We start from the raw sequence: 15,583 nt of genomic DNA, 5'->3' as shown, positions 1-15,583 counted from the left end.
GCGCGCTTGTCCCGCCCCGGCGGGGTCACCATAATCCCGCCGAAGCAAGAGAGGGCGCACAGCGCCGCCTGATGGGGAGAACGCCATGTCCGACAAGATTTACGACGTGCCCGCGGAGTGGGCGAAGCGGGCCTTCCTCGACGATCGCGCCTATCAGGCGAAGTATGAGGCCTCGCTCAACGACCCGCAGGCCTTCTGGGCCGACGAGGGCAAGCGCATCGAGTGGTTCGAGCCCTATACGGTGGTGAAGAACACCTCCTTCGACCCCGGCCATGTCTCTATCAAATGGTTCGAGGACGGCGTCACCAACGTCGCCTGGAACTGCATCGACCGGCATCTGCCGACCCGCGCCGACCAGGTCGCCATCATCTGGGAAGGCGACGACCCGTCCGAGCACCGCCACATCACCTATCAGGAGCTGCATGACGAGGTCTGCCGCTTCGCCAATGTGCTGCGCAACCGCAATGTGGAGAAGGGCGACCGCGTCACCATCTACATGCCGATGATCCCCGAGGCGGCCTATGCGATGCTCGCCTGCGCACGGCTCGGCGCCGTCCATTCCGTGGTGTTCGGCGGCTTCTCACCGGACAGCCTCGCCGGCCGCATCCGCGATTGCGGCTCCAAGGTCGTCATCACCGCCGATGAGGGCCTGCGCGGCGGCCGCAAGGTGCCGCTGAAGGCCAATGTCGACGCCGCCATCGCCAAGCTTGGCGATGTCGAGGTCGACCATGTCGTCGTCGTCCGCCGCACCGGCGGGGCGGTGAACATGGAGCCCGGCCGCGATGTCTGGTACCACGAGGCAGCCGATCTGGTGACCAGCCATTGCCCGGCGACGCCGGTGAACGCCGAGCACCCGCTGTTCATCCTCTACACCTCGGGCTCCACCGGCCTGCCCAAGGGTGTGCTGCACACGACGGGCGGCTATCTCGTCTATGCCTCGATGACCCACCAGTATGTCTTCGACTATCACGACGGCGACATCTACTGGTGCACCGCCGATATCGGCTGGGTCACCGGCCACAGCTACATCGTCTATGGCCCGCTCGCCAATGGCGCCACCACGCTGATGTTCGAGGGCGTGCCGAACTACCCGACCAATTCCCGCTTCTGGGAGGTCATCGACAAGCACAAGGTCAACATCTTCTACACCGCCCCCACCGCTATCCGCGCACTGATGCAGGGCGGCGATGCGCCGGTGACCAAGACCAGCCGCGCCTCGCTGCGCCTGCTCGGTTCTGTCGGCGAGCCGATCAACCCGGAAGCGTGGGAATGGTATTACCGCGTGGTCGGCGAGGAGCGCTGCCCGATCGTCGACACCTGGTGGCAGACCGAGACCGGCGGCATCCTCATCACCCCCCTGCCCGGCGCCACCAGGCTCAAGCCCGGCTCGGCGACGCGCCCGTTCTTCGGCGTGATCCCGGAAGTGGTGGATGCGGAAGGCAACCCGCTCAGCGGCGCCTGCGAGGGCAATCTGGTGATCGCCGACTCCTGGCCGGGGCAGATGCGCACGGTCTATGGCGACCATGAGCGCTTCATGCAGACCTATTTCTCCACCTATCCCGGCAAGTATTTCACCGGCGACGGCTGCCGCCGCGACGCCGACGGCTATTACTGGATCACCGGCCGCGTCGACGACGTGATCAACGTCTCCGGCCACCGCATGGGCACGGCCGAGGTGGAAAGCGCCCTCGTCGCCCATCCCAAGGTGTCGGAGGCCGCCGTGGTCGGCTATCCCCACGACATCAAGGGCCAGGGCATCTATGCCTATGTGACGCTGATGGCCGGTGTCGAGCCGACCGAGGCGCTGCGCAAGGAGCTGGTGGTCTGGGTGCGGCAGGAGATCGGCCCCATCGCCTCGCCCGACCTGATCCAGTTCGCCCCCGGCCTGCCCAAGACCCGCTCCGGCAAGATCATGCGCCGCATCCTGCGCAAGATCGCCGAGGACGAGTTTGGCAGCCTCGGCGACACCTCGACGCTGGCCGACCCGGCCGTGGTGGACGACCTCATCTCCCACCGACAGAACAAGAAGCACGCGGCGGTTTAGGCGGCATACGGTGGAAGCGGGGATCCGGGTAGCCCGGCTCCCCTCCGTAATCCCGGCCGGCGCGTAGCGCAGAGCCGGGACCGTTCTCCATTTGGATGACGATCCCGGATGGGCCTACGGCCCTCCGGGATGACGGTCATGGATGCGACCGCGTCGGGACCGGGTGCGGCCATTGTCCAGGGAATATGTTTGCGAGCCGGTCGCGCCACGCGTGGCCGGTCTTCCTTTGGGCGAAGGCAACCGCACTGGGCGCCCAAACGCCCGGCCTACCCCCGCACCAGATCGCCGATCAGGCTCGCCGCCACCGACAGCTTCGACACGCTGAGCCCCGAGCCGGCGATCTCGTGCACGCCATTGCGCGCGCGCTCCACCACCTCGCCGCGCGCCCGTGCCCAGCTCGACACCCCGGCGACGCCGGCGCCGTGCTCCTCGATCACCTCGGCGGTGAGCCGGCGCACCGCGCTCTCGAACGCCGCCAGCGCCCGCTCCAGCGCCAGCCGGTCGTAATAGTCCGTCACCGTCAAGGTCCGCGCAGGGCCGAGAATGCGCTCCAGCCGGAACAGCAGGGCGACGGCGAAGAAGGTCACGGCGGCATCCGCCAGCGGCGCGCGGGTGCGGTCGGCGATCAGCACGATATCGGTGGCGCTCTCCACCGCCGGCAGGCGGGCGATGCGGCGCGCCAGCGCCTCCGGCACGCCGGCCTGCGTCCACTGGCTGATGCGGGCATCGTGCAGCACCCGCGCTTCTTCGGGCAGCAATTCGCGCACCGGGCCGGCCAGCACCTTCTCCACCGGCGGGATGCCGGCGGCGTAATGGCCGACGAGGTCGTCGAGATTGCGCCGGAGGTCGACATTGCGCAGGAACCAGATGGCACGGTCGAGCAGCATGTCCTGCACGACGCCATAGAGGTCGAGCTGCACCGCGCCCGGCACCAGCCCGTCCAGCGCGTCGATCTCGCGGTTGAGCCCGGCGAGGCCGAAACCGTCGCGCACCACGGCGAAGGCCTTGGCGATGCCGTCAATGCCCGCGCCGGTCTCGTCCATCAGCCGGGCGACGAAGGCCGGCCCGCCATGGTTGATCATGGCGTTGGACAGCCGGGTGGCGATGATGTCGCGCCGCAGCCGGTGATGCTCGACGCCTTCCGGGAAATGCTCGCGCAGTTCGGGCGGGAAATAGGCCGCGAGTTCGCGCGCGAGATAGGGGTCGTCCGGCACGTCGGTGTCGAGCAGGTCGGCATGGACGGACAGCTTGGCATAGGCCAGCAGCACCGCCATTTCCGGCCGGGTCAGCGCCTCGCCGCGCCCGCGCCGCTCGGCGATCTCGTTGTCAGTGGGCAGATACTCCACCGCCCGGTCGAGCAGGCCGCGCGCTTCCAGCCGCTGCATCAGCCGCTGCAGGAAGCCGAGATCGTCGAGCCCGCGCATTTCCGCGAGCGAGAGCGCCAGCGTCTGCAGATAATTGTTGGTCAGCGCCAGCGCGGCGACCTCGGGGGTCATGCCGGCCAGCACCTGCGCCCGCGCCTGCGGGTCGAGCCGCCCCTCGCGCAGGGCCGGCGCCATGGCGATCTTGATGTTCACCTCGATGTCGGAGGTGTTGACGCCGGCGGAATTGTCGATGGCATCGGTGTTCAGCCGCACGCCGCGGCGCGCTGCCTCGATGCGCCCGCGCTGGGTGACGCCGAGATTGGCGCCCTCGCCGATGACCCGCGCCCGGATCTGGCTGCCGGTGATGCGCACGCCGTCATTGGCGCGGTCGCCGGCCTGCGCGTCGGTCTCGCTGGTCGCGCGCACATAGGTGCCGATGCCACCGAACCACAGCAGGTCCACCGGCGCGCGCAAGATGGCGCTGATCACTTCGGCGGGCGAAGCGGAGGCGGCCTCGAAGCCCAGAATCTCGCGCATCGCCAGGGTGAGCGGAATGCTCTTGGCGCTGCGCGGAAACACGCCGCCGCCGGGCGAGATCAGCGACTTGTCATAGTCCTGCCAGCTGGAGCGCGGCAGCGCGAACAGCCGCTGGCGCTCGCGGAAGGAGAGCTCGGGGTCGGGGTTCGGATCGAGGAAGATGTCGCGATGGTCGAAGGCGGCGACCAGGCGGATCGTGTTCTCCAGCAGCATGCCATTGCCGAACACGTCGCCCGACATGTCGCCGACCCCGGCCACGGTGAAGGGCGTGCGGCGAATGTCGATGTCGAGTTCGCGGAAATGCCGGCGCACCGCCTCCCACGCCCCGCGAGCGGTGATGCCCATCGCCTTGTGGTCATAGCCGACCGAACCGCCGGAGGCGAAGGCGTCGCCGAGCCAGAAGCCGCGCTCCAGCGACAGCGCGTTGGCGGTGTCGGAGAAAGTGGCGGTGCCCTTGTCGGCGGCGACGACGAGATAGGGGTCGTCCTCGTCGTGCCGCACCGTCTGCGCGGGGTGGACGGTCTGGCCGTCCTCGATATTGTCGGTCACGTCGAGCAGGCTGGAAATGAACAGCTTGTAGGCTTCGACGCCCTCGGCCTGGATCGCCTCGCGCGGCCCGGCCGGAAGCTGCTGCGGCACGAATCCGCCCTTGGCGCCCACCGGCACGATCACCGCGTTCTTCACCTGCTGCGCCTTGACGAGGCTGAGCACCTCGGTGCGGAAATCCTGCGGCCGGTCGGACCAGCGAAGCCCGCCGCGCGCCACCCGGCCGAAGCGCAGATGGATGCCCTCGACGCGCGGCGACTGCACGAAAATCTCGAACAGCGGGCGCGGCTGCGGCAGTCCCTCGACCTCGGCACTGAGGAACTTGAAGGCGATGGTCGGGCGGTGGCTGCCCTGCGGCGCGCGCTGGAAGAAATTGGTCCGCACCGCCGCACCGATGAGATTGGCGAAGCGGCGCAGGATGCGGTCCTCGTCGAGGCTCGGCACATCCGCCAGCGCGGCCTCAATGGCGGCGCGCAGTTCCTCCTGCCGCTCAGCCCGGCGCTCGCCCTGTTCGGGGTCGAAGCGGGCATGGAACAGCGCCACCAGCTTCTGCGCGATGCCGGGGTGGGCGTTCAGCGTCTGCCAGAGATAGTCCTGGCTGAAGGGAATGCCGACCTGCCGAAGATAGCGCCCCAGCGCCCGCAGCAGCGCGATGTCGCGCCAGCCGAGCTGGGCGGTCAGCGCCAGCGCGTTGAACCCGTCGCTCTCGCCGCCGCGCAGCACCGACATCAGCGTCGCGTGCAGCCGTGGCCCCAGCTTGTCGAGCGCGACATCGCCGCCGCCGCGCCGCGAGAGCAGCATGTCGTGCAGATAAACCGGTGCGCCCCCGCCGGGACGGACGGTGAAGGTGCGCTCGTCAATGACCACGAAGCCCATGGATTCGAGCAGCGGCACCCGCTCGGACAGCAGGCGCGGCACCTTGTAGCTGAACACTTTGAGCGCGAGGCGCCCGCGCTCGCGCAGCGTGGAGGGGCGGAAATCCGCCGCCACCGGGTTTGCCTCGCTCAGTTCCTCGATGAGGCGCAGATCGTCGATCGCCTCCGCCGGCGTCGCCGCCGCCTGATAGCCGGCTGGGAAGGCGCCGGCATAGCGTTCCATCAGTTCGCTCGCCTTGCTGGCCGGCACGGTGGCCGCCAGCGCCTCGGCAAAGCCGTCGCCCCAGGTGCGGATGATCGCGCCGATCGCCTCTTCCAACGTCGCGCGATTGATGTTCGGCACCTCGCCCGTGCCGCGCTCGATGATGAAATGCACCCGCGTCAGCGGGCCTTCCAGGAACAGCGGCCGGAACGCCACGACCTGCCCGCCGAAGCTCGACGCCAGCAGCGTGCCGATCTTGGCGCGGACCTCGCTGCCATAGCGTTCGCGCGGCACGAAGACGAGGATGGAGACGAAACGGTCGAACCGCTCATTCAGCGCCAGCACCCGCACGCGCGGGTGTTCGTCCAGCTGCAGGATGGCGAGCGAGAACTGGTAGAGCGCGGCAATGTCGATCTGGAACAGATCGTCGCGCGGATAGGTCTCCAGCACCTTCACCAGCGCCCGGCCGGAATGGCTTTCCGGCGCGAAGCCGGCGCGCGCCAGCACGGTGGCGGCCTTGCGCCGCAGCACCGGGATGGTGCGGACCGAGCTCGTATAGGCGGTGGCGGTGAACAGGCCGGCAATGCACAGCCCGCCGACCACACGCCCCTGCGCGTCGTAGCGCTTGACCAGCACCACATCGATCCAGGCCCGCCGGTGCACGCTGGAGACGGTGCGCGACTTGGTGACGATCAGCGGACTGGGATCGGCCAGCGCCTCGGCGATGTCGGCGCTGACCGAGCGCGGATCGCCGGTAGGACGGAACAGGCGGAAGGCCTCGTCCGCCATCATCCCGAGCGCATCCTCCATGCGCCGCTCGAACACCGTCGCTTTGGCGCCGGGCGTGCCGGCGGACTGATAGTGGCGGCAGCCGAGAAAGGTGAAGCGGCCGGCCAGCAGCCATTCCAGAAAGGCGATCGCCTCTTCCCGGTCCTCGCGCGGCACCATGGCGGGGGCGAGGGTGAGGTTGGTCACCGCCGCGCGCACCTGCGCCATCATCGGCTGCCAGGCGGCGACCACCACGCGCACCTGGTTGAGCACCACGCTGAGTTCGTCGATCAAGGCGAGCTGGCGCCCCTCATCCTCGATGCGCGGCACATGGATCTGGATCAGGCTTTCGCGCCGCATGCGGGCGCCGGCCGGGGTCTCGCCGGGCACGAGATTGGTCACCTGCCCGCTGGTGTCGCGGTCGACGCCCATGATCGGGTGGACAACGAAGCTCGCCGTCAGCCCCTGGGCGTTGAGCGCGCCCATGAGCGAATCAAGCAGGAACGGCATGTCGTCATTGACGATCTCGATCACCGAGACCCGGGCGAGCCGGTCGCCGCCCTCGGCGGCCGGGAGCTGTTCGATGCGGATGTCGAAACTGTCGCGGCGGCGGACCTTGAGATGCCCATAGGCGAGCCGGGCCAGCGCGGCGAGTTCGTGCGGCGTGTAAACCCGCACATCTTCCGCCACCGCGCGGCCGAACAGCCCCTGCGCGAACCGGGACGGCACGTCGCCGTCGGTCGCCTGCAGGATAAGGTCCGCCTGCTCGACGAGCTGGCGCGGCACGCGCTCGTCCTCGCTGGCCAGGAACCCTTCGACGCCCATCACTTCCCCCCGCCGGATGGCGCGGCCTCCGCCTGGGAGACCGCCCGCCGGCTGTAGCCGATTGTTCTATTATACGTCTATTCCGCCCACTGAAATGCGGGCGAGCCCTCTCTCGGCCGCTGTTGCCTGTTGGTCACAGAAAGACAAGACTATCGCCCGATTGATCTCGATCAAGCGCACGACTCGCCCGCGCCCTCACCAATAGGCCCGCGCCCTTGCACGGGGCTTAAGGGAATAAAGGGGTTTTGGGGCATGTCGTCCATCCGGTCATTTTTTGCTCGCACCGCCGCGCCGGCGGTTCTCGCGCTCGCGGGCGCCGCTCTGATGGGGGGCCCGGCGCTGGCCGCCGACATCTCCAAGGCCGCGCCGCTGGCCTACAAGGCGCCCGCGCCGGTGCAGGAACAGAGCCCGTGGCAGATTCGCCTGCGCCTGCTCGGCGTGTTCCCCGAGGATAATGGTTCGGTGCGCGGCGTCCCCGGCTCCGGGCTCGACATCTCGGATTCGGTGGTGCCGGAACTCGACATCACCTACTACTTCACCAAGAACTGGGCCGCCGAACTGATCCTCGGCGTCACCCCGCACGACATCAACGGCACTGGCACGATTGCCAGCCTGAACAAGATCGGCGAAGTCTGGCTGCTGCCGCCGACCCTGACACTGCAATATCACTTCACCGATTTCGGCGCTTTCAAGCCTTATGTCGGCGCGGGCATCAACTACACCTTCTTCTTCGATCAGAAGGCCTATTCGGCCGATTCGATCGACGTGAAGGACACGTTCGGCTGGGCGCTGCAGGTCGGCTTCGACTACATGTTCGACGAGCATTGGGGCCTCAACGTCGACGTGAAGAAGCTCTTCCTCAAGCCCGATTTCGACGTGGTCGTCGCCGGCCAGCCGCTGACCGGCAAGGCCGATCTCGACCCGTGGATCGTCGGCCTCGGCGTCACCTACCGCTTCTGAGGCGAGGGGCCTCACACGCAAAGGGCCGGCTCGCGCCGGCCCTTTTTCGTTGGCGTGTCCGTCCCGCTCAGTGGCGGAAATGGCGGATGCCGGTGAACACCATGGCGATGCCGGCCGCGTCCGCCGCCGCGATCACATCCGCGTCACGGATCGAGCCGCCCGGCTGGATCACCGCGGTGGCCCCGGCCTCGATGGCGGTGATCAGCCCGTCGGCGAAGGGGAAGAAGGCATCGGAGGCCACCACGCTGCCGCGCGTCAGCGGCTCGGCATTCCCTGCCGCCTCGGCGGCGTCGCGCGCCTTGTGGGCGGCGATGCGGGCCGAATCGACCCGGCTCATCTGCCCGGCGCCGATGCCGACGGTCGCGAGGTCCTTGGCATAGACGATGGCGTTCGACTTCACATGCTTCACCACGCGGAAGGCGAAGGCGAGGTCCGCCAGTTCCTTCGCCGTCGGCGCGCGCTTGGTCACCACTTTCAGCGCCATGTGGTCCACCACGGCATTGTCGCGCGACTGCACGAGATAGCCGCCGGCGAGCGACTTCACCGCCAGCCCGCCGCCGCGCGGGTCCGGCAGGCCGCCGGTCACCAGCAGGCGCAGATTCTTCTTGGCGCCGACAATGGCAGCAGCCTCCTCGGTCGCGTCGGGGGCTACGATGACCTCGGTGAAGATGTCGACGATGGCGCGCGCCGCATCGGCGTCCAGCGTGCGGTTCAGCGCCACGATGCCGCCAAAGGCCGAGGTGGGGTCGCAGGCCAGCGCCTTGCGATAGGCCTCGACCAGCGTTTCACCCTCGGCGACGCCACAGGGATTGGCGTGCTTGACGATCACCACCGCCGGGGCGCGGGCAGGGTCGAACTCCGCCACCGCCTCGAAGGCCGCGTCGGTGTCGTTGAGGTTGTTGTAGGACAGCGCCTTGCCCTGCAGCTGGCGGGCGGTGGCCACCCCCGGCCGCGCCGGGCCGCCGACATAGAAGGCCGCGCTCTGGTGCGGGTTCTCGCCATAGCGCAGCGCCTCCGCGAGGCGCCCGCCGAACACCCGGCTTTCCGCCGCCGCTTCCGCGTTTTCCTTCGCCTCCACCTCGGCGAACCAGGCGGCAATGGCGCCGTCATAGGTGGCGGTGCGGGCATAGGCCAGCTGCGCCAGCTTGCGGCGCGTGGCGAGGCTCGTGCCGCCCTTCTCTTCGATGTCGGCCAGCACGGTGGCGTAGCTCGCGGGATCGACCACCACGGCCACATCGGCGTGGTTCTTGGCGGCGGCGCGGATCATCGCCGGCCCGCCAATGTCGATGTTTTCGACGCAGTCGTCATAGCCGGCGCCGCGCGCCACGGTGGCCTCGAACGGGTAGAGATTCACCACCACGAGGTCGATCGGCAGGATGCCGTGCTCGTCCATGGAGGCGCGGTGGCCGGCATCGTCGCGAATGGCGAGAATGCCGCCATGCACGCCCGGGTGCAGCGTCTTCACCCGCCCGTCCATCATTTCGGGAAAGCCGGTGAGGTCCGACACATCGCTCACCTCCAGCCCCGCCTCGGCCAGCGCCTTGCGCGTGCCACCGGTGGACACCAGCGCGATGCCCTTGGCGGCAAGCGCCTGCGCGAAGGGCACGAGGCCGGTCTTGTCGGAAACCGAAAGCAGAGCGCGGGCGATGGGGCGGATATCAGCGGGCGTTGAACCAGACATGGGAGCGGCCAGTGCGTTTGAACGAGGAAGCCGCCGCCCCTACCACGTCTGGCCTTCCGGGTGAACCGCCCGGCCGGCAGGGCAGCCGTGCGCCGTCTATCCCCGCAGCGCCTTGAGCTGGACGAAGGTCCATTCCACCCGCGGCGTCTGCCGCGCGGTGCCTGTCATGACAAGCTGCGCGGTGCGGCGCGGGCCGGCGCCGCTGCCGAGGAAGATACTCTCCTCGATCGCCACGCTGCTGCCCGGCGCGGTGAAGGCCCAGTCATCGCCATCCGGCAGGCGCAGGATCACCGTCTGCCCATCCGAGGTGCGCGAAGGCTCGACCGAAGGGTGCAGGTGAAAGCGCACCGCGTAGCGGGCCGGCTGGTCGGCGGAGAATTCCTCGCCCTGCGCCACGCGGAACAGATCCTCGCCGTCGAGCCGCATGCCGTCGGCCGACAGACGCCAGGAGCGCTGATGCACCACGCCGAAGCGGCCGGCATATCCGTCATGGCTGGCGCGCAGCACATCCGCCCCGCCCCGCTCGCTACGGTCGACATGCAGGTCGCGGGGGCCGCTCAGCACCGGCGCGCCGCACAGGCGCGTCAGCGGGCCGGCGGCGAGGAAGCGGCAGGAGGAGGCATCCTCCACCACCACGGTGGAATGCGCCGCCGTCTGCCGCGCCACCGCGCGCCATTCGTCGCGCCCGGCGGCCGGCAGGCCGCAATTCACCACGATGCGGTGCCGCCCGGCGGAAAGCTCGAAGGACAGGCAGCCCGCATGCGCCTCCAGGCTCACCGGCAGCGGCGGCGGCGCGCCGGTGTCGGCGATGACCACGGTGGCGCCGGCTTCCATGCGCTGATAGCCGGAATAAGGCGCGTTCGCCACCGGCCGCCCGCGCGCATCGTCATAGGCCAGCACGGTGGCGAGCACGTCCGCCGGCGTCGGCCCCATGCCGTTGAACAGCGCGAAGGCGCCGTCGACATGGCGGAAGAAGCGCAGCATCGGCATCATCCGGTCGAGCGCGTTGAGCAGCGCCGGCGGCGGCGGCACGTGCCGCGCCTCATAGCTCTGGCGCAGCGGCAGCAGGTCGAGCAGCACCTCGATCAGCAGGCCGGGATTGCGGCTGACATGGCCGCCATCGCCCAGTATTTGCCGGTCGAGTTCCTCCACCAGCCGCTTCTGCGCCGCGCGCATCAACCGTGTCTGGTCGGCCATGCACAGGCTGGCCAGCGCCAGGGCGAAGGCGCAGGAAAGCCGCGCCCGCCCGTCCGGCGCGCTGGGGCCCACGCTCTTGATGTAGCGCACCTGCGCGGTGAGGCTGCGGATGAAGCGGCGGTGGAAGCTCGGATCGGCATCCTGCAGGATCAAGGGCGCCTGGGTGAGCCAGCTCGTCACCCGCCGCGCCGCCACATCGGGGGCGGAGGCCAGCGGCAGGCGGTGGCCGCGCATGGCGATCCAGTCGCCGACCAGCGCGCGGGCATGGGCGCGGGCGACCGGTGAGGCCGCCGCCTGCAAATGCCGCAGCCAGCCGAAGGAATAGAGCTCGCGCGCCCATTCCGGCGAGGGCGGCTCCATCTCGAAAGGCGAGGCGCCGTCGGTCAGCACCAGCTTGCCGACGAAGCTGTAGCGCCCGGCATAGAATTCGGCCGCGCGGGCGGGGTCGCCGGTGCGCAGCTCATGCGGGGCGAACAGCAGGCGCGAGGGCACCGGCACGGCCGTCGCCCGCCAGGGAAACCAGGGATGCACCAGCGTGCGCGCCACCAGCCTGTTCCAGCCGGTCTCGATCGCGAACAGCGCCAGGCGGGCGCGCTTCGCGTGGATGTCGCGGGCCATCAGCGCCTCAGCCCCTCTCGAAGACGCCGGGAATCACCAGCTCTGCCATGGGCGCGAGCTTAGCGGAGCGAGTCCCGGCCTCCAACCGGGCAGCAGGGCCGAAGGCGGCGCGGTGGAAAAGCTCACCCCCGGCGCAGCCGCGCGGCGAAGAAGCCGTCGAGGCCGGCAAAGCGCGGGTCCTCGTCCGGCAGATGGGTGGGCAGGGTGCGCACCTCGCCCTCGGCATTGATCCATTCCGCGGGGATGCCGCCCTCGCCCGGCGTCACCGGGTCGCGGACGAAATCGGGCCGGCGCGCAAGAAAGGCCGCAACCTGCCGCTCGCCCTCCTCCGGCTCCAGCGAGCAGGTGGAATAGACCAGCACCCCGCCCGGCTTCACCATGTCGGCGGCGTGGGAGAGCAGGCGCGTCTGCAGGTCGGCGAGGCTGGCAATGTCGCCCGGCGCCTTGGTCCAGGCGACCTCGGGGTGGCGGCGTATGGTGCCGGTGGCCGAGCAAGGGGCGTCGATCAGCACGCCGTCGAACGGGCCGGCATTGAGGCGCGTGGCGTCGGCCTCAATGATGTCGGCGGAGAGGTTCAGCCGTGCCAGATTGGCCTTGAGCCGGCGCAGGCGCGGGCCGGAACGGTCCACCGCCACCACCCGCGCGCCGGCAGCGGCGAGCTGGGCGGTCTTGCCGCCGGGCGCGGCGCAGAGATCGGCGATCGTCATTCCCGCCGCCGGGCGCAGCAGCCGCGCCGGCAGCGCCGCCGCCGCGTCCTGCACCCACCATTCGCCCTCCGCGAAGCCGGGCAGCGCAGTGACATTGCCGGCCTCGACCAGGCGGATCGAGCCGGTCGGCAGCAACCGGCCGCCGAGCTTTTCGGCGAGGGCCGCCGGGTTCTCCCGCGCGGTGAGGTCGAGCGGCGCCTCCTGAGCCAGCGCGCGGGAGATCGCCTCGCCCTGCGCCGGGCCATAGGCCGCCGTCCAGCCTTCCACCAGCCATTCCGGCTGGTCGGCGGCGTCGGGCAGCACCGCCCCACCCTCACGCGCGATGCGCCGCAGCACCGCATTGGCGAGCCCCTTGAAGCCGGCGGTCGCCGCCTGCTCGCCCACCAGCGTCACCGTGGTGCCCACCGCCGCATGGTCGGGCACGTCCATGAACAGGATCTGCGCCGCGCCGGTGAGGATCAGTACCTCCACCCGGCGCGCCTTGTCGGGAATGCCGCGTTCCAGCAGCGTCTTCAGCAGCGCGCGCAGGCTGCCCAGCCGCCGCAGTGTCGTCGCCGCGATCATCCGCGCCAGCGCCCGGTCGCGGTCCTCCAGCCCACGGGTGAGCCGCTCCAGCGTCTCTTCGAGCGGGTGGCCGGTGTCCAGCACGGCGAGCACCGCCTCGGCGGCGGCGCGGCGGGCGGCGAGGCCCGGCGCCTCGGAGGCGGGCGGTGAACCGGCGGGGGAGCCCGAAGCCGGGCGGCGGGGAGACGAGCGCGTATCTTTCATCGCGATGGGACTAGGCCGAGGCGGGCGGGAAGGCAACCTTATCCGCAACTTCCCGCAAGCGGTGCATCCAAATGCCGGCATGGGGGTTGTCGAAGCGGGTCCGAATGGGCCCTAATCCTTGCCGTGCCGCCCACCCTCGGCCTCGTCCTGCAGCGAATGGAACATGCCCAGCAAGATCCTCATCGCCGATATCGGCGGAACCTCCTCCCGCCTCGCTCTTGTCGGCCCGGACGGCGTGCCGCGCGACATCCAGATTCACCGCAATGACGATTTCGCCGGCTTCGAGCGGATGATCGAGGCTGATCTTGCCCAGCGCGGCGCGGAGGCGCGGGCCTCGGTCGGTGGCGCGGTGCTGGCGGTGGCCGGACCGGCGGATGAGGAGGAGATCCGCCTCACCAACCGTGACTGGGCCTTCTCCAAGCGCGAGATGCGGCGCTATTTCGGCTGGCAGAAATTCAACGTGCTGAACGATTTCGAGGCGCTGGCGCTGGGCGTGCCGGCGCTCACCGCCGACGACCTCGTCGCGGTCGGCGGCGGCCATGCCGAGCGCGACGCGCCCATTCTGGTGTGCGGGCCCGGCACCGGCTTCGGCACCGCAATGCTGGTCAAGACCGGCCGCAACCGCATGGTGCTCACCGGCGAGGGCGGACGGGTGCGGCTCGGCGCCGCCGATTCGGAAGAGGCGCTGCTGCTCGGCCATATGGTGCGCGAGCTCGGCCCCGTCGTGGTGGAGCACGCGCTCTCCGGCTCCGGCCTCGCCCGCATCCACCGCATCCTCTCCGGCACCGCCCTCTCGCCGGAAGAGGTGATTGCGGCGGCGAAGCGTGACGACGACGCGGCCCGGCACAGCTGCCACGTGTTCCTGCGGCTGTTCGGCCGTATCGCCGGCGATCTCGCGCTGATCACCAATGCGCGCGGCGGCGTGTTTCTCGCCGGCGGCGTCTCGGTCGGCCTCGCCTCGCTGTTCGCGCAATCGGACTTCCGCGCCGCCTTCGAGGAGCACCCGCCCTTCGAGGGCCGGCTCGCCGAGATGCCGGTGCATGTCATCACCCATCCGACGCCGGGGCTGATCGGCTGCGGCCAGTTCGGAGGCCGGGTGGCGCGCACGCTCAAGCCCGGTTTGCGGGTGGTCTAGCCAAACGCAGGTTCCGATCGGGCGGGCTTAACCTGATCGGAACCTGAACGCGTGCGACAGCCAGCTTTGCTATTTTTCGCGCTTGAAGAGCGCGCAGGAGGCCACCGTCGGCGCCATCTGCGCATAGCACAACTCAAAGCTGTTCGGATCGATGATGTGGCCGACGGAGTTTCCGTCACTGTCCGCCGAGCGGAGCGTCTTCCGATCTTCGGACAGGATCATGAATTTTTCTTCGCGGTGGCCCGCAGAGACGATCGTGCCGATGTACCGGCCCTGGTCCTGCTTGGTGATCTCGATCACGAGATCGGCGGAGACGAACCGTGGCTCGTTGCCGCTGCCGGCGCTGCCATAGTGACCCGCCGGGCTCATAATGATCGCCCGGCTCTTACCCACCCATTTGCCGAGGAGATCGGGCCACGCGTCCTGCGCAACCGCCGGAGCCGTGAGACACATGGCAGCAAGAACAACAGGCACACTTCGACGCACAGGTATCTCCCGACAAACAGACCGCCGATCCGCGACGGTATGATCTTGTCTTATGCCTTGGGAGACGCAAGGGGGTACCCGCGTCGAATGCCCTTACCGGTCCGCCCGTGGCGTGAAGACGGCGGCGTCCGCCTGCGCTTCCAGCGTGGCGGGATCGAAGCCGGCGCGCTCCAGCGTGGCGCGCATGTGCAGGGGCAGAGGCGCCCGCACATCCACCGCCTCGCGCCCCTTCTTCTGCGGGATCACCGCCCGGCGCGAATGCAGGTGCAGGATCGGCCCGCCCGGCAGGCGCGAGGCACCGCCATAGATGGAATCGCCCAGAATCGGATGGCCGATGGCGTCGAGATGCACGCGCAGCTGGTGCGTGCGCCCGGTGAGCGGCGAGAGTGCCAGCACCGCCAACCCCTCGCCCTGCGCGATCATCTCCCACTCGGTGATGGCTTCCTGGCCCTTGGGGTCGACCGCCATCCACCAGCCGCGCGTCGGCGAGCGCTTGGCGAGGCGCAGCTCGATGCGCCCGCGCGTCTCGCCCGGCACGCCGCGCACCACGGCCATATAGGTCTTGCCCACTGTGCCGTCGGCAAACGCCTTGCCGAGGTCGGCCAGCGCCTTGCGGTGACGGCCGAGCACGAGACAGCCGGAGGTATCCTTGTCGAGCCGGTGCGCGAGTTCCGGCGCATTGGGCAGGCCGAAGCGCAGCGCGTCGAGATGGTCGGCCAGCGTCTCGCCGCCCTTCGGGCCTTTATGCACGGCAAGGCCCGCCGGCTTGTCGATGACCAGCATCATACCGTCGCGGTAGAGCACGCGGGCGGCGATGTCGAAGGCGGGCGGGGCGGGCGTGACGGTGTCGCTCATCGCGCCGTCACACCA

At 69.6% G+C, this 15,583-nt stretch carries 9 protein-coding genes; 3 read left to right on the top strand and 6 right to left on the bottom strand.

Going from position 1 to position 15,583, the window contains the following annotated elements; all coding sequences use genetic code 11:
• Nucleotides 1–85: 85 nt before the first annotated feature.
• Entirely contained in the window at nt 86–2,044 is a 1,959-nt protein-coding gene (acs, locus tag K9D25_RS10595; protein WP_244375099.1) for an acetate--CoA ligase, read from the top strand.
• A gap of 266 nt (nt 2,045–2,310) precedes the next feature.
• On the opposite strand, the gene K9D25_RS10590 is transcribed toward acs, so the two are convergent.
• Nucleotides 2,311–7,161, bottom strand: coding sequence for an NAD-glutamate dehydrogenase (locus K9D25_RS10590; RefSeq protein WP_244375098.1), 4,851 nt, complete (start codon nt 7,159–7,161; stop codon nt 2,311–2,313).
• A 252-nt stretch (nt 7,162–7,413) separates the two neighbouring features.
• Here K9D25_RS10590 and K9D25_RS10585 point away from each other — a divergent pair, with 252 nt between their 5' ends.
• Nucleotides 7,414–8,121, top strand: a complete 708-nt coding sequence (locus K9D25_RS10585) for an OmpW/AlkL family protein (protein ID WP_244375097.1) — start codon at nt 7,414–7,416, stop codon at nt 8,119–8,121.
• A 67-nt stretch (nt 8,122–8,188) separates the two neighbouring features.
• Here K9D25_RS10585 and purH read toward each other — a convergent pair whose 3' ends face one another.
• The 3 genes from purH to rsmB form a co-directional block, all read right to left on the bottom strand.
• Nucleotides 8,189–9,802 (bottom strand): bifunctional phosphoribosylaminoimidazolecarboxamide formyltransferase/IMP cyclohydrolase, encoded by a 1,614-nt coding sequence (purH, locus tag K9D25_RS10580; protein WP_244375096.1) that lies wholly within the window; start codon nt 9,800–9,802, stop codon nt 8,189–8,191.
• A gap of 96 nt (nt 9,803–9,898) precedes the next feature.
• Entirely contained in the window at nt 9,899–11,617 is a 1,719-nt protein-coding gene (locus K9D25_RS10575) for a heparinase II/III family protein (RefSeq protein WP_244375095.1), read from the bottom strand.
• Between the two features lie 122 nt (nt 11,618–11,739).
• The gene (gene rsmB / locus K9D25_RS10570) at nt 11,740–13,092 is read right to left on the bottom strand and encodes a 16S rRNA (cytosine(967)-C(5))-methyltransferase RsmB (RefSeq protein WP_244375094.1); all 1,353 of its coding nucleotides are present in this window, start codon (nt 13,090–13,092) and stop codon (nt 11,740–11,742) included.
• A gap of 163 nt (nt 13,093–13,255) precedes the next feature.
• Between rsmB and K9D25_RS10565 the strand changes: the two genes are divergently transcribed.
• Nucleotides 13,256–14,227 (top strand): glucokinase, encoded by a 972-nt coding sequence (locus tag K9D25_RS10565; protein ID WP_244375093.1) that lies wholly within the window; start codon nt 13,256–13,258, stop codon nt 14,225–14,227.
• Nucleotides 14,228–14,296: 69 nt separating this feature from the next.
• Here K9D25_RS10565 and K9D25_RS10560 read toward each other — a convergent pair whose 3' ends face one another.
• Nucleotides 14,297–14,713: a hypothetical protein gene (locus tag K9D25_RS10560; RefSeq protein WP_244375092.1), complete on the bottom strand. Its 417-nt coding sequence runs from the start codon at nt 14,711–14,713 to the stop codon at nt 14,297–14,299.
• A gap of 93 nt (nt 14,714–14,806) precedes the next feature.
• Entirely contained in the window at nt 14,807–15,568 is a 762-nt protein-coding gene (locus K9D25_RS10555; protein ID WP_244375091.1) for an RluA family pseudouridine synthase, read from the bottom strand.
• Nucleotides 15,569–15,583: the final 15 nt, after the last annotated feature.

The sequence above is a fragment of the Ancylobacter polymorphus genome, from assembly GCF_022836935.1.
Taxonomy (GTDB): Bacteria; Pseudomonadota; Alphaproteobacteria; order Rhizobiales; family Xanthobacteraceae; genus Ancylobacter; species Ancylobacter polymorphus_A.
The sequence above is the reverse complement of the archived record's forward strand: the minus strand, read 5'-3'. Positions and strand labels throughout refer to the sequence as shown.

Coding starts and splice junctions, on each gene's coding strand:
- K9D25_RS10575 (WP_244375095.1), bottom strand. CDS start 11,617: ATGGCCCGCGACATCCACGCGAAGCGCGCCCGCCTGGCGCTGTTCGCG.
- acs (WP_244375099.1), top strand. CDS start 86: ATGTCCGACAAGATTTACGACGTGCCCGCGGAGTGGGCGAAGCGGGCC.
- rsmB (WP_244375094.1), bottom strand. CDS start 13,092: ATGAAAGATACGCGCTCGTCTCCCCGCCGCCCGGCTTCGGGCTCCCCC.
- K9D25_RS10585 (WP_244375097.1), top strand. CDS start 7,414: ATGTCGTCCATCCGGTCATTTTTTGCTCGCACCGCCGCGCCGGCGGTT.
- K9D25_RS10565 (WP_244375093.1), top strand. CDS start 13,256: ATGCCCAGCAAGATCCTCATCGCCGATATCGGCGGAACCTCCTCCCGC.
- K9D25_RS10590 (WP_244375098.1), bottom strand. CDS start 7,161: ATGGGCGTCGAAGGGTTCCTGGCCAGCGAGGACGAGCGCGTGCCGCGC.
- K9D25_RS10555 (WP_244375091.1), bottom strand. CDS start 15,568: ATGAGCGACACCGTCACGCCCGCCCCGCCCGCCTTCGACATCGCCGCC.
- purH (WP_244375096.1), bottom strand. CDS start 9,802: ATGTCTGGTTCAACGCCCGCTGATATCCGCCCCATCGCCCGCGCTCTG.